The organism is Thalassococcus profundi, assembly GCF_003344785.1.
GTDB classification, from domain to species: Bacteria; Pseudomonadota; Alphaproteobacteria; order Rhodobacterales; family Rhodobacteraceae; genus Puniceibacterium; species Puniceibacterium profundi.
In genome coordinates this window covers 1-22286 of the sequence record NZ_QPMK01000008.1, presented here as the reverse complement: position 1 = coordinate 22286, position 22286 = coordinate 1, and the positions used below count along the sequence as shown (strand labels likewise).

Here is a 22286-nt window from a genome sequence, read left to right as displayed (position 1 = left end):
CTGCCTCAGCGGTTGTTGGTGAAGGTGAAGAGTGATTGCAGCGCGTACATCACCCGGTCGAGCAGGAAGCCGATGATCCCGATGGTCAGAACCGCGACCATGATCCGGGCGAGGCTTGAGCTCGATCCGTTCTGGAACTCGTCCCAGACGAATTTCCCGAGCCCCGGGTTCTGCGCCAGCATCTCGGCGGCGATCAGAACCATCCAGCCCACACCGAGGCTCAGGCGCAGCCCGGTGAAGATCAGCGGCAGCGCCGAAGGCAGCACCAGCTTGGTGATCTTGGTCCAGGTGTTCATCTTGAGCACCTTGGAGACGTTGACGAGGTCGCGGTCGATGCTGGCCACGCCCAGGGCCGTGTTGATCAGCGTCGGCCAGAGCGAACACAGCGTCACGGTGATCGCGGAAATGATGAAGCTTTTCGCCAGCAGCCCGTCGTTGGACGCCGCCAGAGCGGAGACGATCATCGTCACGATGGGCAGCCAGGCCAGCGGCGATACGGGTTTGAAGATCTGGATCAGCGGGTTCAGCGCGGCATTCGCCGTGGGCGACAGGCCCGCCGCGATGCCCAGCGGCACGGCAACGACGGTGGCGATCAGGAAGCCGAAGAACACCGTCTGGATCGAGGTCCATATCTGCTGATAGTAGCTGGGCGCGCCCGTGTAGGCCCGCTCGACCGGTTCCTGACCGTTGGCGACGCGGCGCGCATTCAGCGTGTCGACCTGGTCCTGGAACCGGGCGCGGCTGGCCGCCTTGTCCTGTGCATCCTCGTGCAGGATGACCGCCTGTTCCCAGACCTGGGCCGGACCCGGAACCGCCCCGAGCGAGGTCTGCACACGCGGCGCGAGGGCGCCCCAGAGGACCAGGAAGACGACGATTGCCAGCAACGGCACCAGCAGCAGACGCCAGATATCCTTGAGCTGGGCCCTTGGATTGTCTCCGGCCATCGCCCTGAGGATCGGGGTCACCCAACTGAGGCCGAGAACCTGAAACCACTTGTCGGCGGCATTGATGCGGGTGAAAAGCCGGGCGCGCCGCGCTTCGCGGTCCGCGGCCTGGGCAAAGTTTGGATCGACTGTGGTCATGGAATGTCCTCGTGAGATCGGATTGGACGGGGCTGGTCGCAGGCGAGGTGAATCGGGAGCGCGCCGATGTGGCGCACCCCCTAAGGGGCTCAGCCTTCGACCTCGGTGCCGACAACGATCTGTTCGCCTTTCAGGCCGATCGGCAGGCTATCCAGGTAGGCGTTGGGCGTGCGGCCGTCGTAGGGGATGCCGTCGATGATATCCGCCGCCGGGGTCGGCGCCTTGTAGCCGTCACTGTCCCAGGGAAAATCCGCCTCGTTCGCCAGCCCCTCGTCCACCAGCAGGCGCGCCGCCTCGAGGTAGATCTCGGGCTTGTAGACGTCGCGCGCGACCTCGTCGTACCAGGCGTCCGACTTCGGCTCTGCGATCTGGCCCCAGCGGCGCATCTGCGTCAGGTACCACACCGCATCGGAGTAGAACGGATAGGTCGCGTTGTAGCGGAAGAAGACGTTGAAGTCGGGGATGTCGCGCTTGTCGCCCTTTTCGAACTCGAAGAAGCCGGTCATCGAGTTGGCGATCACCTCGTAATCCGCGCCGACATATTCGGGCCGGCTGAGGATTTCGACCGCCTCGGGCCGGTTGGCGTTGTCGTTCTCGTCAAGCCAGATCGCGGCGCGGATCAGCGCCTTGGTCATGGCGAGCGTGGTGTTCGGATACTGTTCGGCGAATTCTGCGGTGATGCCGAAGACCTTTTCGGGGTTGTTCTTCCACAGCTGGTAATCGGTGATGACCGGCACCCCGATGCCCTTGAACACCGCCTGCTGGTTCCAGGGCTCGCCGACGCAATAGCCGTCGATCGTTCCGGCCTCGAGCGTGGCGGGCATCTGCGGCGGCGGCGTCACGCTCAGGAAGACATCGGCACCGATCTGGCCGCTGATGTTCTCGGGGCTGTAGTAGCCCGGATGAAGTCCGCCGGCGGCCAGCCAGTAACGCAGTTCGTAGTTGTGGGTCGACACCGGAAACACCATGCCCATGTTGAAGGGCTTGCCGGCGTTCCGGAACTCCTCGACCACCGGCGCCAGCGCCTTGGCCGAGATCGGGTGCTGCGGGCGGCCATCGTCCAGCTTGGGAATATGCGGCAGCATCTTTTCCCAGACCTCGTTGGAGACGGTGATGCCGTTGCCGTTCAGGTCCATCGAAAAGGGCGTGACGATATGCGCCTCGGTGCCGAAACCGATGGTCGCGGCCAGCGGCTGACCGGCGAGCATATGCGCGCCGTCCAGTTGCCCGCCGATCACGCCGTCAAGCAGCACTTTCCAGTTCGCCTGCGCCTCGAGCGTCACAAAAAGTCCCTCGTCGAGGAAATATCCCTGCTCGTAGGCCACGGCCAGCGGGGCCATGTCGGTCAGCTTGATGAACCCGAGGGTCAGTTCATCCTTTTCCAGGTCCAGCATCTGGGCGAAGGCGGGGCCGGTCATCGCCGTGCAGGCCGCGAGGCCGGTCAGGAGCTTCTTCATGAGGTGTCCTTTCGGAATGCCCGGCAGACGTAGAGAAAACCGGACGAAAAACGCAAAAAAGGCCGATCACTGACCACCGGAATCCGGCGGAAAGCGAGCGACCTTGCTCAGGGTATTCCCTGTCATTGGGAAGAATTTCGTGCCGGCTCACGCCATTGCAAACCGGCCTCTTCGTGATGCGGCAACGCAGAAATTCACGCAAAAGAAAAATGAACGAAAGGCGGATTTCTTCGAGAGACACCGCCGGAAACGGCGAAAACTGCCTCTCTACTGGTCAGAATTCGTCGGTTAGATCAAAAATGCGCCCATCGAAAAACCTGTCCGGCAGCAGCGACAGGTTGCCTTGCGCAGAGGCCACCGGCGTATCGTGACGAATCGAACCCTCGACCTTCTCGGACGCACCGGGCAGGTCATTGCTGGTCATCGCCAGGTGGCGACGATGCAGATCCGCGCGGAAGACATGCGAGATAAGGTCGAGCCGACCCGAGATATCCTGCCCGTGTTCCGCCGCCAGGCGTGTGGCGATCCACTTCGCCTGACTGCGCCAGGGAAAGGTCGCGGCGCCGTGGAAGAATTCGACGAACCGCTCGACCGGGCGCAGCTCGCCGCGCGCCGACAGGATGAGGTTTCCGCTCAACGCCCGGTCGATCAGCTCCGACGGCACATCCAGGTAAAGGCGGCGGGACAACACCTCGCCGGCCGCGCTCCGACTTTCGGGCCGCGACAGCCAACGCCCGGCGCGAAAGACGGCCCGCATCAGCCGCGCGACCAGGTCGGGCTCTGTGTCGGCCCAGTCCCTGCGCACGGCCAACACCTTTTCCGGGGCGAACTGCCAGATGCTCTGTCCCGGCAACAAAAGCGCACCGACGCCCTGTTCGACGGACACGGACCCCCACGGCTCTCCGACACAGAACGCATCCACGTCGCCCGCCGCCAGCGCGCTGGCCATCAGCGGCGGCGGCACGGTGCGGATTTCGATGCCTTTCGCGCCCAGGGCGGTGCCCGCGCTCCAATACCGCAGCAATTCAACGTGCATCGAAAACGGAAAGGGCACGCCGAAGGTCAGCGGCCCGTCGCGGACGCGGTCCAACGCCTTTGCCGCCGCCACCGGATCGGCAAAATCGAACCCATGGCCGATGGCGCGCAGCTTGGCCTCGAGCCCCTTGCCGACGCCGATGACATTGCCGTTCACGGACAGCACCGACACGGCCGACAGCGCGGTCGTCACCCCGCCCAGCCCCATCGCCATGGCCACCGGCACCGGCGACAGCATGTGCGCCGCATCCACGCGGCCAAAGGCCAGCATGTCGCGCACCGACGACCAGGACGGTGCCGCGATCAGGTCGAGCGCGATGCCTTCCGCCTCGGCAAATCCCATCTCCTGCGCCATGATCAGCGGCGCCGCGTCCACCAGCGGCATGTAGGCGACGGGAAGGTTCACAGTCTTCATCCCAAGAGCCCCGAAGCCGTCACCAGCGCCTCGGCCACATCCGCGACGCGCCGGCCGTTGTCCATGGCGCTCTTGCGCAGCAGCGCATAGGCCGCGTCTTCATCAATGCCGCGGGCCTTCATCAAAAGCCCCTTGGCGCGGTCGATGACCTTGCGCTCTTCCAGCGCCCGCCGGGTCTCGGCCAGTTCGTTGCGCATCTGCCGGACCATGCCGAACCGGGCGATCGCCGTGTCCATCACCGGCTTCAGCCGTTTCGGCGAAAGCCCGTCGACGACATAGGCAGAGACACCGGCCTCGACCGCGGCCTGCGCGAGGCCGCCCGCCGCGCCGGACACGAACATGGCCACCGGCCGGTCCAGCGGCCCTGACGCGAGGGTCAGTTCCTCCATCATGTCACGGGTGGGATTGTCGATGTCGATCAGCACGATGTCGGGACTGTGCGCCGCGATCTTGCGGGCCAGTCCGCTGGCGTGACCGATCACATGGACGTCGCAGTCGCCGTTGGCGGTGAGCGCATCGATGATCCCGATCGCACGGTCGCGATCCTCCTCCACGACGACGACTGTCAGTTTGGCGCTCATACCGGATGGCATGTGCCAATCCACACAGCGGTGCAACGGCTATGCCGCAGACAGGGCCGGACCCCGACCGGAAATGCAGCACGAACGGGGACACTGCCCGGTTTTTCGGCACTTCGCCCGTGGAAAGCCGGCTGCATCACCCGACGCCCCCGGTTCAAGACAAGATCGACCGCACCGGGTTTGCGACCCCATGCAATGCAGGCGTTGCCAATTCTTGTACCTTGGGCGGACCGCCGCGGTGCCGGTCAGACCCTGCGGATCGTCCGCCCCGACGCCCTCAGCGGGCCCGAGAGGCGCGCGCGCGTTCCCGCGCGAGATCGACAAAGACCTTGAAGGCCGCCGGCGGATTGCGCCGGCTGGGATAGTACAGGCAAAGCGGCGCCAGCGGCGGTGTCCAGTCGTCCAGCACCCGCACGAGGCGCCCCGCCTCGATGTCCTGGCGCACATCCGATTCCATGAAAAAACCGATGCCGAGGCCCTCGAGCACGGCAATCCGGGCGAGGCTGGCTTCGTCCAGCGTGATCGGCCCCGCCACATCGACCTGCACCGGCTGACCGTCGGACTCGAACGGCCAGCGAAAGAGCGCGCCGTTCGGCAGGCGCGTCCGGATACAGGCATGCGCCAGCAGGTCGGAGGGCACTTTTGGCGTCTCCCGGCCGTCGAAATAACCGGGCGTCGCGACCACCGCGTAGCGCCGCCCGGGCCCCAGCGGGATGGCGATCATGTCGCTCGGCACGAGGGTCTGACTGCGCACCCCGAAATCGAAGCCCTCGGCCACGATGTCGACGAGGTTGCCCTCGGTCACGAGGTCGATCTGCACGCCCGGGAACCGCCGCAGGTATTCCAGCACCAGCGGCGTCAGGATCTCGCGGCCCGCCGTGGCAAAGGTGTTGATGCGCAGGACGCCGGTGGGCGTCTCCTGCTGCGACCGGACCGTGTCCAGCGCGCGGTGAATGTCCTTGAGCGCCGGGCTGACCTGGTTGACGAAGCGTTGCCCGGCTTCGGTCAGAGACACGCTGCGGGTCGTGCGGTTGAAAAGCCGCACGCCCAACTGCGCCTCGAGTTTCGAGACCGCGTTGCTGAGCGCACTTGTCGACATCCCCACATCAAGCGCGCCCGCGCGGAACGACCCCCGGCGGGCGATCGCCAGAACCGCGTCGAAATCGGACAGCTTATAGGTCGCCATTGTCCCCAAAACCAGAATGCCACATTCGGATTTATCCCGCTTATCCGCACGATGTCAAAACCCTACCTTCGCCTCACACAAAAGGAGACCCACTATGAGTATTGAACTTCCCAAGGTGATCGCCGCCTATTTTTCGGCCGACAAGACAGGCAATGCGCAGGCGATCTCGGACTGCTTCACCGAGGACGCCACCGTCCTCGACGAAGGCAATACCTACACCGGCCGCAACGCGATCCGGCAGTGGATGGCGAACGCCTCCACGCAATACACCTACACGGTCGAACCGTTCGACATCGCGCAAGACGGCGCGCGCACGGTCGTCACCAGCCATCTCGTCGGCAACTTCCCCGGCAGCCCTGTCGACCTGCGCTACTTCTTCGTCCTCCGTGGCAAAAAGATCGCCGAACTGGAGATCGTCCCGTGAGCGCCTTTCTGACCCTTGAGGGCAAGCGGGCCCTCGTCACCTCCGGCACACGCGGTGCCGGAGGCGCGACCGTGTCCCTGTTCAAGAAGCTCGGTGCCGATGTTCTGACGACGGCACGCACAAGACCACCGGAGATGCCCGAAGACCGGTTCATCGCGGCGGACCTGACGCGGCCCGAAGGCTGCGCCACAGTGGCCGAGGCCGTGCGCGAGAGGCTGGGCGGCGTCGACATCATCGTCCACATGCTCGGCGGGTCCTCGGCGCCCGCAGGCGGCTACAGGGCGCTGGACGACGACGAATGGCGGCGCGAGATCGACCTGAACCTGATGCCGGCAGTGCGCCTCGACCGCGCGCTCGTGCCGGAGATGGAGGCGCGGGGCAGCGGCGTGGTGATCCACGTCACATCCATCCAGCGCGCGCTGCCACTGCCCGAGGCGACGACGGCCTATGCCGCCGCCAAGGCGGCGCTGTCCACCTACAGCAAGAGCCTGTCGAAGCAGGTCTCGCCCAAGGGTGTGCGAGTCGTCCGCGTCTCTCCGGGCTGGATCGAGACCGAATCCTCGGTCGAGCTGGCAAAACGCCTTGCCGCAGAGCATGGGGTCGACGTCGACGCGGGCAAGCGCATGATCATGGAGTCGCTCGGCGGCGTGCCGATCGGCCGGCCTACCCGGCCGGAAGAGGTTGCGAACCTGATCGCATTTCTCGGCTCGGATCGCGCCGGCACGATCACCGGCACGGAATACGTGATCGACGGCGGCACGGTTCCGACCGTCTAGCACCGCTACGTCCCAGGCAGGCGGCCTGGCCTGGCTGGGACGGTTTGCCGCCGAACACCTCTCCGGGCAACCGCCGCTGCCGCAACCACATCGCTCGGACGGCGTTCTGGCGTGTGCGAAGCGTCGATGCGCACGTGTGAAGCCCGGCGAACGTCCAATCCGGCGGGTGGCCAACTTACGGGAAAAAGACGCAAGAGCGAGGGGGCGAAACCACGCCGCAGCAAGTTTCTGAGGCGCGGCTGTCAGGTTCGGACGGATCTGCGCGACGGGGGATACCGGCTGGCGGCAGGCGCGCGCCTTGGCGTTTCGGGCAACGTAGGTCGAGGCGGCAGCGCGCCGGTTTATTTCCGACAAAAACGCTCTTGAACTGGCGTGGGGATGCGATTACGCCATTTCCGACTTAACTACTCAAGAATGGATTCCCACCATGCGGATCAAGCCGATCCTGGCGTCCGGAAGCGTTGCCCTGGCCATTTGCGGCATGTCTGCGCAGGCTGAAACGACCTATCCCCTGACGATCGAGAACTGCGGTCAAAGCGTCACCTTCGAACAGGCGCCGCAGAAGGCCGTCGCCCTAGGTCAGAACAGCGCCGAGATCATGCTGCTTCTCGGGCTCGAAGACCGGATGGCGGCGACGGCCTTCTGGCCGAATTCCGTGCTGCCCGAATTGGCGGAAGCCAACAATTCAGTCGAGCTTCTGACGGTTGAATTCCCAACTCTTGAATCCGTGCTCTCGACGCAACCCGACTTCGTGGCGGCCATGCTCACGACACTGCTTGGGCCCGACAGCAAGGTCGCGCAGCGGTCGGATTTCGAAGTTCTCGGCATCCCGACCTACCTGTCGCCAAGCGCGTGTTCCACGACGCTCGATGCGGGCGACGCCTACGGCTCCCGCCGCGACCTCTGGACCATGGACCTGGTCTACAAAGAGATCGAGGACCTGTCGCGCATCTTCGACATCGCCGACCGCGGCACGGCGCTGATCGAGGATTTCAAATCGCGCGAGGCCGCCTTGCGCGCGCGTTTCCCGGAGGACGAGGATCTGACGTTCCTGTTCTGGTTCTCCAGCCCTTCGCCCGCCGATGACGCCTACCTGGGCGGCGGCTTCGGCGCCTCGGGCTACATCGCCGATCTGCTTGGCGGCAAGAACGCCATCCAGACCGAGGCCGAATGGCCGACGGTCGGGTGGGAAGGCATCATGGCAGCCGACCCCACGGTCTTTGTCGTGAGCCAGGTCGACCGCAATCGCTGGGCGCTGGACACTGCAGAGAACAAGATCGCCTTTCTGACCTCGGACCCGACCGTCAGCCAGATGGAAGCGGTGCGCGAAGGCCGCATCGTGGTGATGAGCGGCGCGGCGATGAACACCAGCGTCCGCACACTTTACGGCGCTGAAGCCTTGGCCGAACAGCTGAAAGAGCTGGATCTGCCGTGATGACCTCGGAGACCGGGGAACGCGGATCGGGCTGGCTTTTTCCGTTCCTGTGCCTGTCGGCGGCCGTTCTCGCCTTCGCGGTCGCTTCGGCGGCTGCGATCGGCGATTACAACATCGCCCTGCCCACGGTCTTTCTGTCGATCACGAACGAGCTTGGCCTGACTGGCGCCGAGGTTCCCCCCGTCGAGCAGAGCGTGGTGTGGAACCTGCGTCTCAGCCGCGCGCTGGTGGCGGCGCTCGCCGGGGCGGGGCTGGCGATCTGCGGCGCGATCCTACAGGCGCTGCTGCGCAACGCCCTGGCCGAACCGTTTGTCCTGGGCGTCTCGGCGGGGGCCTCGACCGGAGCGGTCTGCGTGATCGTGCTCGGCATCGGCGCCGGAGGCCTGTCGCTGTCCCTGGGCGCCTTCGCCGGGGCGTTCGCCGCCTTTGCGCTGGTGGCGCTGCTGTCCAACGGCGYGACAAGCGGGCCGAACCACACGATCCTCGCCGGTGTCGCGGCTTCGCAGCTTTTCAACGCGCTGACCTCCTACATCGTGACCACGTCGGGCAATGCTCAACAGGCGCGGGATGTGATGTTCTGGCTTCTCGGCAGTTTCGGCGGCGTGCGCTGGCCGGATTTCCAGCTGCTGCTCGCTGTTGTTGTCCTCAGTCTCGTTATCTGCATCTGGATGGCGCGATCGCTCGACGCCTTCACCTTCGGAGACGAGGATGCGGCGGCGCTCGGCGTGCCCGTCGGGCGCATCCGGCTGGTTCTGTTCGGGGTGACGGCCGTCCTGACCGCGACGATCGTCAGCATGGTCGGCGCCATCGGCTTTGTCGGGCTCGTGGTCCCGCATGCCGCGCGCTACATCGTCGGACCTCTGCACCTGCGGCTTCTCCCGGCCTGCGCCATGACCGGTGCGGTCTTCATGGTGATCGCCGATATCGCGTCGCGCGTGATCGTCGCGCAGCAGACGGTCCCCATCGGGGTGGTCACGGCGCTGGTCGGCGTGCCCTTCTTCGCGATCATCCTCTACCGGGCAAGGCCGCAAACATGAGTGTCGTGGCCGAGAACCTTGTCTGGGGCGTGAAACGCAGAACCATCGTGGCGGATGTGTCGCTGACGGTCGCGTCGGGTGAAACCCTGGGTCTGATCGGCCCCAACGGATCCGGCAAGTCCTCCCTGTTGCGGCTGCTGGCCGGGCTGCGGTCTCCGCTGTCGGGGCGCGTCGAGATCAATGGACAGGACATCGCGCAGGTGTCTCGCAAAGCCTTGTCCCGGCAGGTCGCCTTCGTACAGCAAAGCGCGGCCACCGACACCAATGTCACCGTGGCGGATGTCGTGTGCCTCGGGCGGACCCCGCACCGCTCGGCGCTTGCGGGCTGGTCCGAGGGCGACGAGGCGGCGGTCAACCGGGCGCTCGACCGCGTGGACATGGCATCGCGGCGGAAACAGGCTTGGCAGACATTGTCGGGGGGCGAACGCCAGAGGGTGCATATCGCCCGCGCGCTGGCGCAGTCCCCGCAAGTGATGTTCCTGGACGAGCCGACGAACCATCTCGACATTCACCACCAGATCGAAATCCTGCGCATGGTCCGGGACCTCGACGTGACCAGTGTCATCGCGCTGCATGACCTCAACCTTGCCGCCATGTTCTGCGACCGGATCGTGGTGCTCGAAGCCGGGGCCCTCCGCGCCAGCGGCACACCGGAAGAGGTATTGACGCAAGACACTCTGCGGGAGGTGTTCCGCGTCACGGCCCATGTCAGTGGCGCATCGGCGAACGGTCGGCCGCATATCCGGTTCATATCCGATTGACCGGGCCGGGAGACATGCGCATTGAGCCCCCCCGGCGACACGGCGGGTGTGACCGCCATTCTGAAGTGCGATGCGCCGGTCCGGGCCCGCAAGTTAGTCCCGAACGGGGAAAACGCGGAAATCCGTCTTTGCGAACGTCTGCGACACCTAACGGCCTTTATGCCGCCTTGTCGCTTTCTTCCGCCACGCCGTCGAAGTCCATATAGAACGTCGTTCCGACACCAAGCTCGCTCTCATATCTGAGTTCCGCGTCGTGATGGTTCATGATCTGTCTGCTGATATTGAGACCAAGCCCCGTGCCCCCGACCTTGCGGATATCCGAAGAGTCGATCTGGCTGAACTTGCCGAAGACACATTCTTCCGAGTTTTCGGGGATTCCCAATCCTTCATCGCGGACGGAAATACGAACGCGCTGCCCGACCACTTCCGAACACACGGTGACGACTCCGCCCTTGTCCGAGAACTTCAGGGCATTGGACAAAAGATTGTTGAGAACCTGAATCAACCGGTTCCGATCGCCTCTGATCCGGGCTCCACCGGCACGATCTATGACTTTCACGGGAATCCCGAGACGGCTCGCAAAGCCAGCGCTGGAATCCACCGCTTCATGCACCAGGGCATTTGCGCAAAGCGTTTCGAAATGAAACCTCATTTCCCCGGCCTCGATCTTCTGCACGTCCAGAAGATCTTCGATCAGGGCGGCAAGTCGTTGGGAGTTCTTCGCCGCGATCCCGATGATCGGCTTCATGTTGTCAGGCATGTCGCCCAGGGCGTTGTTCCTGACCAGTTCCAGGGATCCGATGATCGAGGTCAGCGGCGTCCTCAATTCGTGGCTCACCGTGGAAAGAAACTGGGATTTCACCTCCAGCGCAGCTTTCGTGCGGCGGTTTTCCTCTTCGATCAGCTTCATTTGTTCGATCCGCTCCTGGTAGCGGCGATAGAAGGTGATCGATATGTCGAAAATGAAGTAAAGGACGAAGATAAGCGTGAAGAATTCAAGCCATATGTTCGAGCTGAGCGGCGGGTTGTATCGGATCACGTCCACCAGGGCGATATAGAGAAAGGCAACTCCATAGATCGATATGCGCAGCAGGAGAATCCCGAGCATCTGGCTGTTGTACATTGCCGCAAATACCGACGCCGAAAACAGGAAAAACAAAGGCGTAAAATGTCCTCCGGACACCTGCTGGTTGGCGATTTGCGCGATAAAGAAGCTGATCGCCAGGGCGCTCAGGGCCGTGTTGACAAATATACCCTTGAGGATTTGACGCCCGACGGCCTTGTCTTGGCCGTCCCAATTCTTCGATTTGTGGGCCAGAAGGCCATCGAGGAGTTCTGTCACGACCACCAGCGCGTAGCCCATGAAGACGACGACCGGATCGAAGTAGAGCGCTGCCAGGACCGCCGCCGCGAGAAAGCTCGCCTGACGCTTCCAGACAAGCTGGTTGGCCAAGTGGATGTAGTCCTTGATCCGTTGTTCACGACCGGTAGGGTCGAACCAACCTTTCCAGGTCTTCAGAAATGTTTTCGCGGCCTGCATTCAAGCACCTACTGCTGAGCTCACAAAGATCATGCACGCTCATTTTGTCGAAAGTAGGCTGAAAATCTGTTTTTACGCGAGATTTCCTCCGCACACCTCAACCCAAAGGTGAACGGCGTTTCTCCCGGACAAAAGCCGATTCAGCACGGCCATTCTGACCGATACCTTGTGCAACCTGCCACATTACCGCCGCGCTCAGGCCGCGTCGGTCCCGCCCTTCCGGCAGGCGGGAAAGACGCCCGACAAGTCCGGAAACGCGATGCTGGAATTCGGAATCCATCCGATCGGACCGAAAACCGGCGTCCGCGCCAGAACTGCGGCGCGTTGCTCGCGCACCCGCGCGGTGAGAAGCTGGATCGGCTTGCTCAGCCCGGGATAGGTTCGCGGCTCCAGCATGGCGCCATAGCCCAGATAGCGCCTGTAGAACGGGACGTGTTCAGACCGAACCGGTGCCAGGGCGATATCCACATCGTAGAAGATCGTGGCCAGAAACGGGATACGCAGAACCAGGAAATGCAACTGAATATTGTCCTTCCGGACCGCAGGATCGATGACAAACCGCGTCGGATCCAGGATCGTTTTCCCGCTTGCAAGCTCGTCCAGAAGTTCTGGAAACACTTCCAGGGTCGGCGATATCGGTGATAATTTGGATATCAGGTGCAAACGCACGGACGCCACGAGTTTATCGTCGAAATCGACCGCGACGTGAATGCAGTTCGCTGTTTCGTCGAAACGATCTGTCATCATGCCGCTATCGTCATGAGGAATCGTATTCTCGGAACGATAGGATCTGTAGCGCAGGCGATACACCTGATCGAGGTAGACCTTTTCCGTCACGACCCTGTATCGAGCCCGCTCCAATGTCTTGATCGCTTGCAAGTTCATAATCGATCCTTCCGCCCGCGCGCGACTAGGGTTTAGGACGACACACCACAAGATCGCTGTAGCCACGATAAACCGGCTGCTGCTTCAGGATTTCGAAACCGGCCTTTTTGACGGCAACTGCGAATTCCTCTTCGGTATGCGTCCAGTACTCACCCTTTTTTTGCGATTCGTAGATTGCCGCGTTCTGCTTGGCGATTTCTCGGCCGCGCCAAAATATCTTGAGCGCACCGATAGGACCCTGAGCCTTCAGGATTGAGAGAAAGAGATATCGACGCCAGTCCGAAACGGCCATGTAGCGGCCCAGATCCACAAGATAAAGGACTCCGCCGGGGCGAAGGAGATCATGCAGGTCCTTGAGCCTCTGCGCGGGGTTCGGCATCGCATACAGCGCATGCACGCATACGATCAGGTCGGCTTTGTCGACGACCGAAAGCTTCTCGAGCGACACATTCTGGAATTCGATATTTTTGTGCCCGGCCAGCTTGCGTTTCGCCAGGCCCATCATCCCGGGATCGGGTTCGATGAAGCGAATCGCACTCTTCGGAAAGGCCTTCGCGGCGATGGCGGTATAGTTGCCGGTACCGCCGCCTATGTCGTAGACGAGCCGAGGTTCTTGGACCGACGACAGAAACGTCTCAAAGCCCGACATCAACGCTTTATACTCAGGGTTGTGAAGAGCCAGCAAGTCGTAGGCCGTCGCGTAGGCCGCCCAATCCGTGGAACCTGTTTGGCCAGCCGGCCCAGAGCATTCCAGAGTCACTGGCGCCACCTTTTCCTACGTAGCGTATGCCATCCTCATACGCACAGCCTCGCCCATCACTCGGAAAACTTTCAATCGAACAACATCCATTGATAACCGAACGTTACCGGGCGATGCTAACTTTGCAAGGCCTTTCAAGGACAATGCAAACATTTTTCAGAACATTGTCGTTTCTCTCGCAACAGCTGCGCGCCCGATGATCAGAGCGGTGCTGGCAGCGCGGCAATGGCGACCGTCGACGGCCTCGCCTACGGTTTTGCCACAACATTTGTCCACAGGCGACCCTCAACCTCAAGTTGTTGTTAACTTTTGTCTCTCACAACAGTTTTCGGAATGATCCAAATTGGCTAGGATCAGGGGGCAAATCGTGGGAAAAAGCATCGTCGCGAGATGACATTTTGGCACCGGCAGACCCGGCACTTCAAACAAGGAGGCCAGTGTCTCCGACTCGACAAAAAGCAGCCGCAATTTTGGTTGAAGGTAAGAGAATCGCTGAAACACGGCATCTCGTGAGGTTTAAATGGACGTTTCTCCTAATTTCAGGACGCTGAACGAACTCGACTTCGTCGCTTACTTTCTTGGCATGGTCACGTACCACAACGTCAACGCCGCCCCTGCCGAAGCGGCCTGCGCCGGTGTCGCGCCTCACAAAGACGCATGGGTGTACCGAAACCCTTACCGCAGGTCCGGTACCGCATCGGATCGCGCGCGCATCTGCCATTCGACAGGTGCGACGAATACGGCGCCTCTTATTCGGGCAGAGTGATTTTTCGCTCGCATCACGAGGAATGGCTGACTCCGGTCGTGCCGAGACAACTGCGCCAATACCATCACGGCGTCACTAAGGCGGTGCGAGCACCCAAATCAGCGCCCGAAACCCCCTGAAAACCCAGACAGACAGGCTTGAATATGAATCAAGAGTTCTACTCCTCTTTCGAGAAGATCAAACTGCGCTTCATCGGGTTGCTCAAGGAACAAACAGATCAGATCAGCAAAGCGTCCGTCAGCATTCGGCAGACCCCGCCCAACCATTCGGACCTGATAGTCATTCGGGATATTGCACACAGAATCGCCGGAACGGCCGGCACGCTCGGCTTTCATACGCTCGGCCAACAGGCGGGAAAGACCGAAGACCTGATCCGCAGACGGGATGCGCTTGGTTCAAAGATAGACGATGACGTCATGAAGGCGGTCGCACATCTTCTCGAGGTTTGCGAGAGCTGCCAGGCCGACTACGCGGTACAAGACGTTCGCAGGAATTGAGGCGTATATCACCGATAGCGAAAAATTGCTTCTGTGACGGAAACGGCGTGGCCAGCACGCATGATTTCTGAAACAACGGCGTGGCCAGCACGCATGATTTCTGAAACGTCGCCGTTTCCCAGCCGTAAAGACACTAGATCACTCAGTTTTCGAGAGTCCCTGTTTACTTGCCACCTGTTTTATACAGTTCGTTCGAAAACAGGTTCATGATCTCGTTCCGCGTGATATTTTCCCTCAGCCGCTGTTTACCGGTATCGCGATGATCGCCTTCGGTCAGGGCCGTGATTTTCTCACGCGCCGTCACGAGCCGATGGGCCAATTTTATCCTCACGCCAATCTGCAGAATGTCGAACGGTTTGGTTATATAGTCGGTGGCTCCGGCTCCAAGCGCCTGGCGCATGCTTTCTTCGTCTCGAAGCGAGGTCAGCATCAGGATTGGCGTCGCGTTGTACGCCGTTGTCGCTCGAACCCTGCGACAGAGATCGATTCCCGTCAGACCCGGCATTGCAATATCGAAGATGAAGCAATCGAAGCGCGGAGACGCCTCTTCGATGGCGGTCAAAGCGTCGTGACTCGACGCAGAACAAACGACTTCACGCATCCCTTCATTCGCCAGAATGATCGGAAGCATTTCCAAGATACAAGGATCGTCATCGACAACGAGTATTTTCAACTTGACCCCCAGGTCTCAGCCAAATTGCTGATTAAACCGCTGACATCGGAATATGGCGAAAGTTCGCCGGAACGCGCACGCAAATCTGACTTAACCTTGTTCGGAATATGCCACCTGATCAGACGCCACGAGTCTCTAACCGTTGGCCTGAAAATCGCTTCCTCCGACCAGAGGGGCACGTCGACCACCTCCCCCGGTTCATCCAGACTTATCGCGTATGGGATTCTCCGAAAGTGCCGGGCACCGGCATTTGCGCTGGCGTTCCCGCTGACACGCCGTGCGCAGCCCGGGCACGGCCGTCAGAAATTGCTGAAAACCCATCCGAATCATCGAAAGGCGCCGGGCGCCGTACCCTTGGTACCTCTGGCAAGATACAGGAAAGCGCCCGGTTGAATTTGGCGGCACGCCGCCCTTTTCAGTGCCAATCTTTCACCTTCCACAGTACAGAAAGATGTCTCGCCGGATGAAACTCTATCTCGGCATCCTCTCCGGTGGAGTGTTCTGGGTCAGCCTCTCGAAAATCCGAAGAACCTTTTCGGCGAGCGTGACGGGATCGAAGGGCTTTGTAATGACACTGTTGGCCCCCAGCGACTCCAACCTGACGATATCCTCATGTTGCGCATGGGCCGTCATGAAAATGGCCGGAGTTGTCTCGAATCCCTCCAGCTCTCGAAGTTTTTGCAACAGGACGCCACCGTTCATTTCTGGCATTGCGACATCAAGAAGAAACGCATCGACCTTTTCGGACGAGGCAAACTCAAGCGCCCTTGCCGGCGACGAAAACTGAAACAGCTGAATCCGGTCCGAAAGCGAAAGAGATATCTTCGTGATTTCGAGGATGCTGAGATCATCCTCGACATGAAGAATCCGCAGTGTCTGAGTCATTGGCGCACCACATGTCTGACAATCCATTTCAAGGAACAGAAAGCGTGACCACTCAAACGGAAACTGTCTACCGGGCCTCAGGCTCCGACGCTGCTCATCTTGTCAGATTGACGAAGATTTACGCGTGTTCGCATGACCTTGATCAGGCGGTTGAAATTCGGCCGCGAGGCGGTGAGAAGATGGAGCGGTTCGCTCGAGGTCAGTTCGACCCGACGCGTGTATCCCGGCACCGCCTTCGACAGCCTGCGATCAAAGCATTCTGACACGCCACGTTCGATCTTGTCCACCGAACTCACGTTCGCGCCGTCGGCTGCACACAGGAACAGCCCTTCGCCGACATGCGTCATGAAGGCGCTGTCGATCCCGGTGAATTCCTTGACTGACGTGTTGAGGGCACCGATGAACCTGATGAAGTTGGCCGGGTCGATGCGACCGAAGTGATCCTCGATATCCTCGACCTTGATGGCAAAGACCTCGATGGCACAGGTTTCCACCCGGGTGATGCGTTCCAGGTAGTTCTTGAACACGAACATCGGAAGAACCCCGTCCCGCTCGAGCGACAGGCTTTCCTGGTCGATCAGGGTGTCGATCTTCCTCAGGAAGGAACCGGGGTATTGTTCGGACGAACCCGCTTTCGGCATCGGATCGATGACCAGCGGATCCCCATGCTCCTTCGCACGGGTGGCGGCCAGACGTTGCGCGATGTTGATACGGGCGATGACCTCGAAATATTCGAACGGCTTCGTGATGTAGTCCGAAGCGCCGTTCTGGAACGCCGCCCGGATCGACGACCGCTCTGCCAGCCGCGTGATCATCAGGATCGGCGTGTAGCGATAGCGTGTGGTCTTCCGGATCTCGGCGCAGATTTCGATACCGCTCTTTCCCGGCATCGAGATGTCGAGCAGGAAGCAGTCGAAATGTTCGAGCTTGTTGCGAATATGAAGCTCCCCGGCATCGGCAGAGGTGACGCAGGTCAGGTCTGTGTACCCGGCTTCAGAGAGGCAGTCGCGCAGCAAATCGATTGCGATCGGATCGTCGTCAATGATGAGTATTTTCATAGGTGCAAGCTTTCCCGCCATCGTTTGCCCGGTTGGGCTTTTCTCTTTCTGTCTCGAACTGAGAACAACACCTAACGACTGGTTTTGCTCGAGTGGTTTCGAGGCTTATCTTTCTCCCTAAGGTTGAACAACGGCAAAAAAACGGCTTTTCCCTGCCCAATTCAAGAAAATCACCACCTTCGGTACGCGATTCCCTCCGGGAAAAGCCTCGCGACTGGCTTGTGCTGCCCGAACCGCCACGCGGCGCCACCGCGGCATGGCACCGTCGGGACGTCGCTCCCGAAAACTCTGCGGCAGCGGGATCTGGCCTTGCAAAGCGCATATGGCATGTACATCACGTCCACGCCCGAACACCGTGTGTCATATGCGGCATCTAGAGCCGCGCAAGTGCGTTTTTCGGAGGAAAGTGGCAGCCCGTAGGGGAATCGAACCCCTCTTTCCAGGTTGAAAACCTGGCGTCCTAACCGATAGACGAACGGGCCAAACCTTGGCGTGTGGCGGTTCTAGGGAAAGGCCGGGCGCTTCGCAAGCGGAAATTTCGGAAATCTTGCCGCGGCGCGCCAAGTTCTTCTGACGCTGTCCAATTACCAGCGTGACACGAAGATTTCCGTTCTGTCGCAGCAGCTTGGTGCGGCCGGCGCGGCTCTAGCCATGGCTGGGGGCGGCATCATCGAGGCGCAGTTGCACGGACCGCCGGCCGCTCCATTCGTTGATCTCGAGCCGTCCGGCCAGATGGAATCGCCTGCCGCCGTGATCGCGCAGCGACGGTCCCAGCGGGCCGTCCATGGCGCCGAAGGCAATCGCATCGAGCCGCGCGCCCAGGCCGTCGCCGAACCCGACCTTGAGATGCCCGGTGCCGACCTCCTTGACAAAGCCGATCTGCACGTCGGGAAAGACAAATCGCGGGGCCGGTGCGCCAGCGCCGAAGGGGCCGGCGGCGGCGATCTGGTCGATAAGCTCGATGGTGGCGGCGCCCGGCATCAGAATCCCGTCGAGCGCGAGGTCGGCGGGCCCGCCCTGCCCCGCGCCTTGCCTTGCCAGGAGTTCCGTCAGGCGCGCCATCGCCGCGTCCAGCCGGTCGCGGGCCACGGTCAGACCGGCGGCCATCTTGTGCCCGCCGCCCTTGATCAGCAGCCCTTCGGCGGCCAGCCGCTGGATCGCCGCGCCAAGATCGATGCCGCTCACCGACCGGCCCGAGCCCTTGCCCTCGTCGCCGTCGAGGCCGATCACGATGGCGGGGCGGTTGGCCTGCTCCTTGAGGCGCGAGGCGACGATGCCGACGACCCCCGGGTGCCAGCCCTCGCCCGCCGCCCAGACCAGCGGCGCGTCGAGCCCGCGCGCCTCGGCCTGCGCAAGCGCCGCGGCGCGCACCTCGCCCTCGATCTCGCGCCGCTCGGTATTCAACTGGTCGAGCCGTTCGGCCATGGCCTGCGCCTCCACCGGGTTGCGGCAGGACAACAGGCGCGCCCCCAGGTCGGCGCGGCCAATGCGCCCGCCGGCATTGACCCGTGGCCCCAGGACAAATCCCAGGTGGTAGGCCGTCGGTGCGGTGTCGAGCCGGGCGATGTCCGACAAAGCCACCAGACCGGGCCGGCCCCGCTGCGCCATCACGCGCAATCCCTGCCGCACCAGTGCCCGGTTGACCCCGCGCAGCGGCGCCACGTCGGCCACGGTGGCCAGCGCCACAAGGTCGAGCATCGACATGAGGTCCGGCCCGTTGCCGCCCGCTTCGCGCATCTGGCGCCCGGCCTCGACCAGCGCCAGAAACACCACCCCGGCGGCGCAAAGATGGCCCAGGTCGCCGTTCTCGTCCTGCCGGTTGGGGTTCACCACGGCCAGCGCCGCGGGCAGCGTCTCACCGCCCAGGTGATGATCGAGAATGATCACGTCCGCGCCTTTCGCCGCCGCCACCGGCCCGTGTGACAGCGTCCCGCAGTCGACGCAGACGATCAGGTCGTGGCGCGCGGCGAGCTCGGCCATGGCGGCATCGTTGGGGCCGTAGCCTTCGTCGATCCGGTCGGGCACATAGAGTGTGGCCTGCTGCCCCTGCTGGTGCAGCCAGTCGAGCAGCAGCGCCGCAGAGGCGCCGCCATCGACGTCATAATCGGCAAAGATCGCGATCCGTTCCCGCGCGCCAGCGGCCCGCACCAGCCGCGCCGCCGCCGCCTCCATGTCGCGCAGGGATCGCGGATCGGGCAGCAGGTCGCGCAGGGTCGGTTCCAGGTAAGCCAGCGCCGCCTCGTTGGCCACGCCCAGCCGCGCCAGTGTCTGGCACAGCGCCGGCGGCAGCATGGTCTGCTGCGCCATCGCCTCGGCGGCGCGCGCCCGGTCCGGCGCCGGGCCGATCCAGCGCCGTCCGGTCAGCGATGTCTCGACCCCCAGAAAACTCACGCCGGTCCCGTTCAGGAGCGCGCGGCTCCCCCTTCATCTTGCCAAAAAACTCCCGCCGGAGGCTCCGGCGCCCGACGCCCGTGCTGCGTCAGGCCGCGGGCTTGGTCGGGTTACGGTAGTTCATGCGCCGCACCGATCCGGTCTTCGACCGCATCAGGATCGTCTCTGTGGTCAAATACCCGACCTCACGCTTGATCCCCGGCAGCAGCGATCCGCTGGTCACGCCAGTGGCGGCAAAGATGACGTGGTCCGTCACCATGTCGTCGCGGGCATAGACCTTGTCGAGGTCGGTGATCCCGGCCTTGGCGGCGCGGCCTTTCTCGTCCTCGTTGCGGAACAGCAGCCGGCCGTAGATCTGCCCGCCCATGCATTTCAGCGCCGACGCGGCCAGCACCCCCTCGGGCGCGCCGCCCGATCCCATGTACATGTCGATGCCGGTAATCCCGGTCTCGGCGCAGTGCATGACGCCCGCAACGTCGCCGTCGGTGATCAGCTTGATCGCCGCACCGGTCGACCGCACCTCTTCGATCATGTCCTCGTGGCGCGGACGTTCGAGGATGCAGACGGTGATGTCCCCCGCCCCGCAGCCCTTGGCCTTGGCCAGCGCCTTCACCCGCTCTGCCGGGCTCATGTCCAGCGTCACCACGCCCTGCGGATAGCCCGGGCCGATGGCCAGCTTGTCCATGTAGACGTCGGGCGCGTGCAGCATCGACCCGCGCGGCCCCATGGAGATCACGGTAAGCGCGTTGGGCATGTCCTTGGCGGTCAGCGTGGTGCCTTCGAGCGGATCGAGCGCGATGTCCACGCCGGGGCCGTTGCCGGTGCCGACCTCTTCGCCGATATAGAGCATCGGCGCCTCGTCGCGCTCGCCCTCTCCGATGACCACGACCCCGGCGATGTCCAGCTTGTTGAGCTGCTCGCGCATGGCGTTGACCGCGGCCTGGTCCGCGGCCTTTTCGTCGCCGCGTCCGATCAGCTTGGCCGAGGCGATAGCGGCGGCTTCGGAGACCCGGGCGAGCCCCAGGGACAGCATGCGGTCGTTGAAATCCTTGGTCGCGGGCATGAAGATCGTCCTCGTGATGAAAATGTCCTCGTTCGTGTAGCCCAGCGGCATCCCGGTTCACAAGGGCGCTGCTGTGAAATAGGCGGCCGGGCGCGCCGAAGCGGCAGCGGTCCCGACGCCGGACCGGTCAGACTTCCTCGATCCGGAGGACCACCGGGTCGCTGGCCAGAACGCCGGTGTCCGCCATCGCCTCGAGCGCGCGGTCCAGCGCGTCGCGGGCGGATTTGTGCGTCACGATCAACACCGGGGCGGCGCCTTCGGAATGGCCGTACTGGCGCATCCGGTCGATGGAAATGCCGACCTCGCCCAAGACCGTGGCGATCTTGGCCAGGGCGCCGGGTTTGTCGACCAGCGACATGCGCAGGTAGAAGGGCGCGGGTGTGGCGGATTTCGCCGCCGTGGCGGCGCGCAGGGAGCTGGCGGGCTGGCCGAAGGTCGACAGCCGCGTGCCGCGGGCGATGTCCATCACGTCGCCCATCACGGCGCTGGCGGTCGGGCCTTCGCCGGCCCCGGCGCCGCGCATCACGATCTGGCCCACCTGGTCGCCTTCGATCACCACCATGTTGGTGCCGCCGTCCAGCTGCCCCAGCGGCGAGGTCGCGGGAACGAGACAGGGCGCCATGCGCTGCTCGAGCCCCCGCCCGGTCATCCGGCTGACGCCCAGCAACTTGATCTTGAAGCCCATGTCCGACGCCTGGCGGATATCGTCGATGCTGATCTTGCCGATCCCTTCCAGCTCGACCGAGTCGAAGGCGACCTGCGTGCCATAGGCGATCGCCGCCAGCAGCGACAGCTTGTGACCGGCGTCGATGCCGCCCACGTCCAGCTCCGGATCGGCCTCGAGATAGCCCAGCCCGTCCGCTTCGGCGAAGGCCTCGTCATAGGTCAGCCCGGCGGATTCCATCCGCGTGAGGATATAGTTGCAGGTGCCGTTCATCACGCCCATGACGCGGGTGATCTCGTTGCCCGCAAGCCCTTCGGTCAGTGCCTTGATGACCGGAATGCCGCCCGCGACCGCCGCTTCGAAGCGCAGGACGCGGCCCTGTTCCTCGGCCAGTTCCGCCAGCGCCTGGCCGTTGTGGGCGAGCATCGCCTTGTTGGCCGTGACCACGTCCTTGCCCGCGCGCAGGGCCGCTTCGGTCGCGGCCTTGGCGGGGCCGTCGCTGCCGCCCATGAGCTCGACGAAGACGTCGATGTCGTCGCGCCCCGCAAGCTGCACCGGATCGTCTTCCCAGGCGTAGTCGCTGAGCGACACGCCCCGGTCGGCATCGCGGTGCCGCGCCGAGACCGCCGAGATGGTCACAGGCCGGCCGGTGCGTTCGGCCAGCAGCGCGGCCTTTTGCCGGACGATCTTGACGACGCCCGCGCCGACGGTGCCGAGGCCTGCAATTCCAAGGCGCAACGGGTCAGACATGTTCGGGGCTCCTGCGCAGAATGATGTTGCGCGGGTTCGTAGCCGGTTCGGCGGGGACGTGCAACGGCGCTCAGCCGGGACGCCGCACCCCGCGTTCGATGCGCGCCGCCGTGGCCGCGTCGATCACCGGCCCGCGCAGCCGCGCCGCCCGCGCCCGCAGTGACG

20 protein-coding genes and 1 tRNA gene are annotated in these 22286 nt (G+C 63.1%); 6 read left to right on the top strand and 15 right to left on the bottom strand.

The window, feature by feature from the left end; translation table 11 throughout:
- Positions 1–5 precede the first annotated feature (5 nt).
- From DU478_RS11900 to DU478_RS11880, 5 genes are all read right to left on the bottom strand, one after another.
- A complete protein-coding gene (locus DU478_RS11900) occupies positions 6–1082 on the bottom strand; it encodes an ABC transporter permease (protein WP_114511196.1) in 1077 nt (358 codons plus the stop codon).
- 89 nt (positions 1083–1171) lie between these two features.
- Positions 1172–2539: a CmpA/NrtA family ABC transporter substrate-binding protein gene (locus DU478_RS11895; RefSeq protein WP_114511195.1), complete on the bottom strand. Its 1368-nt coding sequence runs from the start codon at positions 2537–2539 to the stop codon at positions 1172–1174.
- 274 nt (positions 2540–2813) lie between these two features.
- Complete coding sequence (locus DU478_RS11890; protein WP_114511194.1) at positions 2814–3989, bottom strand: CmpA/NrtA family ABC transporter substrate-binding protein; 1176 nt, start codon at positions 3987–3989, stop codon at positions 2814–2816.
- On the bottom strand, positions 3986–4570 hold the full coding sequence (locus DU478_RS11885; RefSeq protein WP_114511193.1) for an ANTAR domain-containing response regulator: 585 nt from the start codon (positions 4568–4570) through the stop codon (positions 3986–3988). The genes DU478_RS11890 and DU478_RS11885 overlap by 4 nt, the downstream gene beginning before the upstream one ends.
- Positions 4571–4847: 277 nt before the next feature.
- Entirely contained in the window at positions 4848–5756 is a 909-nt protein-coding gene (locus DU478_RS11880; protein ID WP_114511192.1) for a LysR family transcriptional regulator, read from the bottom strand.
- A 94-nt stretch (positions 5757–5850) separates the two neighbouring features.
- On the opposite strand from DU478_RS11880, the gene DU478_RS11875 reads away from it, so the two are divergent.
- From DU478_RS11875 to DU478_RS11855, 5 genes are all read left to right on the top strand, one after another.
- A complete protein-coding gene (locus tag DU478_RS11875) occupies positions 5851–6180 on the top strand; it encodes a nuclear transport factor 2 family protein (protein ID WP_114511191.1) in 330 nt (109 codons plus the stop codon).
- Positions 6177–6956: an SDR family oxidoreductase gene (locus tag DU478_RS11870; protein ID WP_114511190.1), complete on the top strand. Its 780-nt coding sequence runs from the start codon at positions 6177–6179 to the stop codon at positions 6954–6956. Before DU478_RS11875 ends, DU478_RS11870 begins: the two co-directional genes overlap by 4 nt.
- Positions 6957–7383: 427 nt before the next feature.
- Complete coding sequence (locus DU478_RS11865; protein WP_114511189.1) at positions 7384–8391, top strand: ABC transporter substrate-binding protein; 1008 nt, start codon at positions 7384–7386, stop codon at positions 8389–8391.
- Entirely contained in the window at positions 8391–9428 is a 1038-nt protein-coding gene (locus DU478_RS11860) for a FecCD family ABC transporter permease (RefSeq protein WP_114511188.1), read from the top strand. Before DU478_RS11865 ends, DU478_RS11860 begins: the two co-directional genes overlap by 1 nt.
- Entirely contained in the window at positions 9425–10189 is a 765-nt protein-coding gene (locus DU478_RS11855) for an ABC transporter ATP-binding protein (protein WP_114511187.1), read from the top strand. Before DU478_RS11860 ends, DU478_RS11855 begins: the two co-directional genes overlap by 4 nt.
- Before the next feature lie 157 nt (positions 10190–10346).
- On the opposite strand, the gene DU478_RS11850 is transcribed toward DU478_RS11855, so the two are convergent.
- The 3 genes from DU478_RS11850 to DU478_RS11840 form a co-directional block, all read right to left on the bottom strand.
- A complete protein-coding gene (locus DU478_RS11850) occupies positions 10347–11729 on the bottom strand; it encodes a sensor histidine kinase (RefSeq protein ID WP_114511186.1) in 1383 nt (460 codons plus the stop codon).
- A gap of 195 nt (positions 11730–11924) precedes the next feature.
- Positions 11925–12614: an N-acyl amino acid synthase FeeM domain-containing protein gene (locus DU478_RS11845; protein WP_114511185.1), complete on the bottom strand. Its 690-nt coding sequence runs from the start codon at positions 12612–12614 to the stop codon at positions 11925–11927.
- Between the two features lie 25 nt (positions 12615–12639).
- Positions 12640–13374 (bottom strand): class I SAM-dependent methyltransferase, encoded by a 735-nt coding sequence (locus tag DU478_RS11840; protein WP_233501211.1) that lies wholly within the window; start codon positions 13372–13374, stop codon positions 12640–12642.
- A 909-nt stretch (positions 13375–14283) separates the two neighbouring features.
- Here DU478_RS11840 and DU478_RS11835 point away from each other — a divergent pair.
- Positions 14284–14637 (top strand): Hpt domain-containing protein, encoded by a 354-nt coding sequence (locus DU478_RS11835; protein WP_114511183.1) that lies wholly within the window; start codon positions 14284–14286, stop codon positions 14635–14637.
- A 163-nt stretch (positions 14638–14800) separates the two neighbouring features.
- On the opposite strand, the gene DU478_RS11830 is transcribed toward DU478_RS11835, so the two are convergent.
- The 7 genes from DU478_RS11830 to DU478_RS11800 form a co-directional block, all read right to left on the bottom strand.
- Positions 14801–15310 carry a response regulator gene (locus DU478_RS11830; protein WP_147276339.1) on the bottom strand — a complete coding sequence of 170 codons (510 nt, stop codon included), beginning with the start codon at positions 15308–15310 and terminating at the stop codon, positions 14801–14803.
- Between the two features lie 471 nt (positions 15311–15781).
- The gene (locus tag DU478_RS11825; RefSeq protein ID WP_114511181.1) at positions 15782–16195 is read right to left on the bottom strand and encodes a response regulator; all 414 of its coding nucleotides are present in this window, start codon (positions 16193–16195) and stop codon (positions 15782–15784) included.
- A gap of 77 nt (positions 16196–16272) precedes the next feature.
- Positions 16273–17274, bottom strand: a complete 1002-nt coding sequence (locus DU478_RS11820; protein ID WP_114511180.1) for a response regulator — start codon at positions 17272–17274, stop codon at positions 16273–16275.
- Positions 17275–17660: 386 nt separating this feature from the next.
- A tRNA-Glu gene (locus DU478_RS11815) sits at positions 17661–17735 on the bottom strand.
- A gap of 163 nt (positions 17736–17898) precedes the next feature.
- Complete coding sequence (gene recJ / locus DU478_RS11810; protein WP_114511179.1) at positions 17899–19644, bottom strand: single-stranded-DNA-specific exonuclease RecJ; 1746 nt, start codon at positions 19642–19644, stop codon at positions 17899–17901.
- 88 nt (positions 19645–19732) lie between these two features.
- Complete coding sequence (gene glpX, locus DU478_RS11805; RefSeq protein ID WP_114511305.1) at positions 19733–20707, bottom strand: class II fructose-bisphosphatase; 975 nt, start codon at positions 20705–20707, stop codon at positions 19733–19735.
- 127 nt (positions 20708–20834) lie between these two features.
- A complete protein-coding gene (locus DU478_RS11800; RefSeq protein WP_114511178.1) occupies positions 20835–22121 on the bottom strand; it encodes a homoserine dehydrogenase in 1287 nt (428 codons plus the stop codon).
- Between the last annotated feature and the right edge of the window lie 165 nt (positions 22122–22286).

What these genes read in the sequence shown, in the direction of transcription:
- DU478_RS11890 (WP_114511194.1), bottom strand. Translation starts at nt 3,989, where the DNA reads ATGAAGACTGTGAACCTTCCCGTCGCCTACATGCCGCTGGTGGACGCG.
- DU478_RS11865 (WP_114511189.1), top strand. Translation starts at nt 7,384, where the DNA reads ATGCGGATCAAGCCGATCCTGGCGTCCGGAAGCGTTGCCCTGGCCATT.
- DU478_RS11850 (WP_114511186.1), bottom strand. Translation starts at nt 11,729, where the DNA reads ATGCAGGCCGCGAAAACATTTCTGAAGACCTGGAAAGGTTGGTTCGAC.
- DU478_RS11900 (WP_114511196.1), bottom strand. Translation starts at nt 1,082, where the DNA reads ATGACCACAGTCGATCCAAACTTTGCCCAGGCCGCGGACCGCGAAGCG.
- DU478_RS11875 (WP_114511191.1), top strand. Translation starts at nt 5,851, where the DNA reads ATGAGTATTGAACTTCCCAAGGTGATCGCCGCCTATTTTTCGGCCGAC.
- DU478_RS11835 (WP_114511183.1), top strand. Translation starts at nt 14,284, where the DNA reads ATGAATCAAGAGTTCTACTCCTCTTTCGAGAAGATCAAACTGCGCTTC.
- DU478_RS11800 (WP_114511178.1), bottom strand. Translation starts at nt 22,121, where the DNA reads ATGTCTGACCCGTTGCGCCTTGGAATTGCAGGCCTCGGCACCGTCGGC.
- DU478_RS11820 (WP_114511180.1), bottom strand. Translation starts at nt 17,274, where the DNA reads ATGGCGGGAAAGCTTGCACCTATGAAAATACTCATCATTGACGACGAT.
- DU478_RS11845 (WP_114511185.1), bottom strand. Translation starts at nt 12,614, where the DNA reads ATGAACTTGCAAGCGATCAAGACATTGGAGCGGGCTCGATACAGGGTC.
- DU478_RS11855 (WP_114511187.1), top strand. Translation starts at nt 9,425, where the DNA reads ATGAGTGTCGTGGCCGAGAACCTTGTCTGGGGCGTGAAACGCAGAACC.
- DU478_RS11895 (WP_114511195.1), bottom strand. Translation starts at nt 2,539, where the DNA reads ATGAAGAAGCTCCTGACCGGCCTCGCGGCCTGCACGGCGATGACCGGC.
- DU478_RS11825 (WP_114511181.1), bottom strand. Translation starts at nt 16,195, where the DNA reads ATGACTCAGACACTGCGGATTCTTCATGTCGAGGATGATCTCAGCATC.
- DU478_RS11880 (WP_114511192.1), bottom strand. Translation starts at nt 5,756, where the DNA reads ATGGCGACCTATAAGCTGTCCGATTTCGACGCGGTTCTGGCGATCGCC.
- glpX (WP_114511305.1), bottom strand. Translation starts at nt 20,707, where the DNA reads ATGCCCGCGACCAAGGATTTCAACGACCGCATGCTGTCCCTGGGGCTC.
- DU478_RS11885 (WP_114511193.1), bottom strand. Translation starts at nt 4,570, where the DNA reads ATGAGCGCCAAACTGACAGTCGTCGTCGTGGAGGAGGATCGCGACCGT.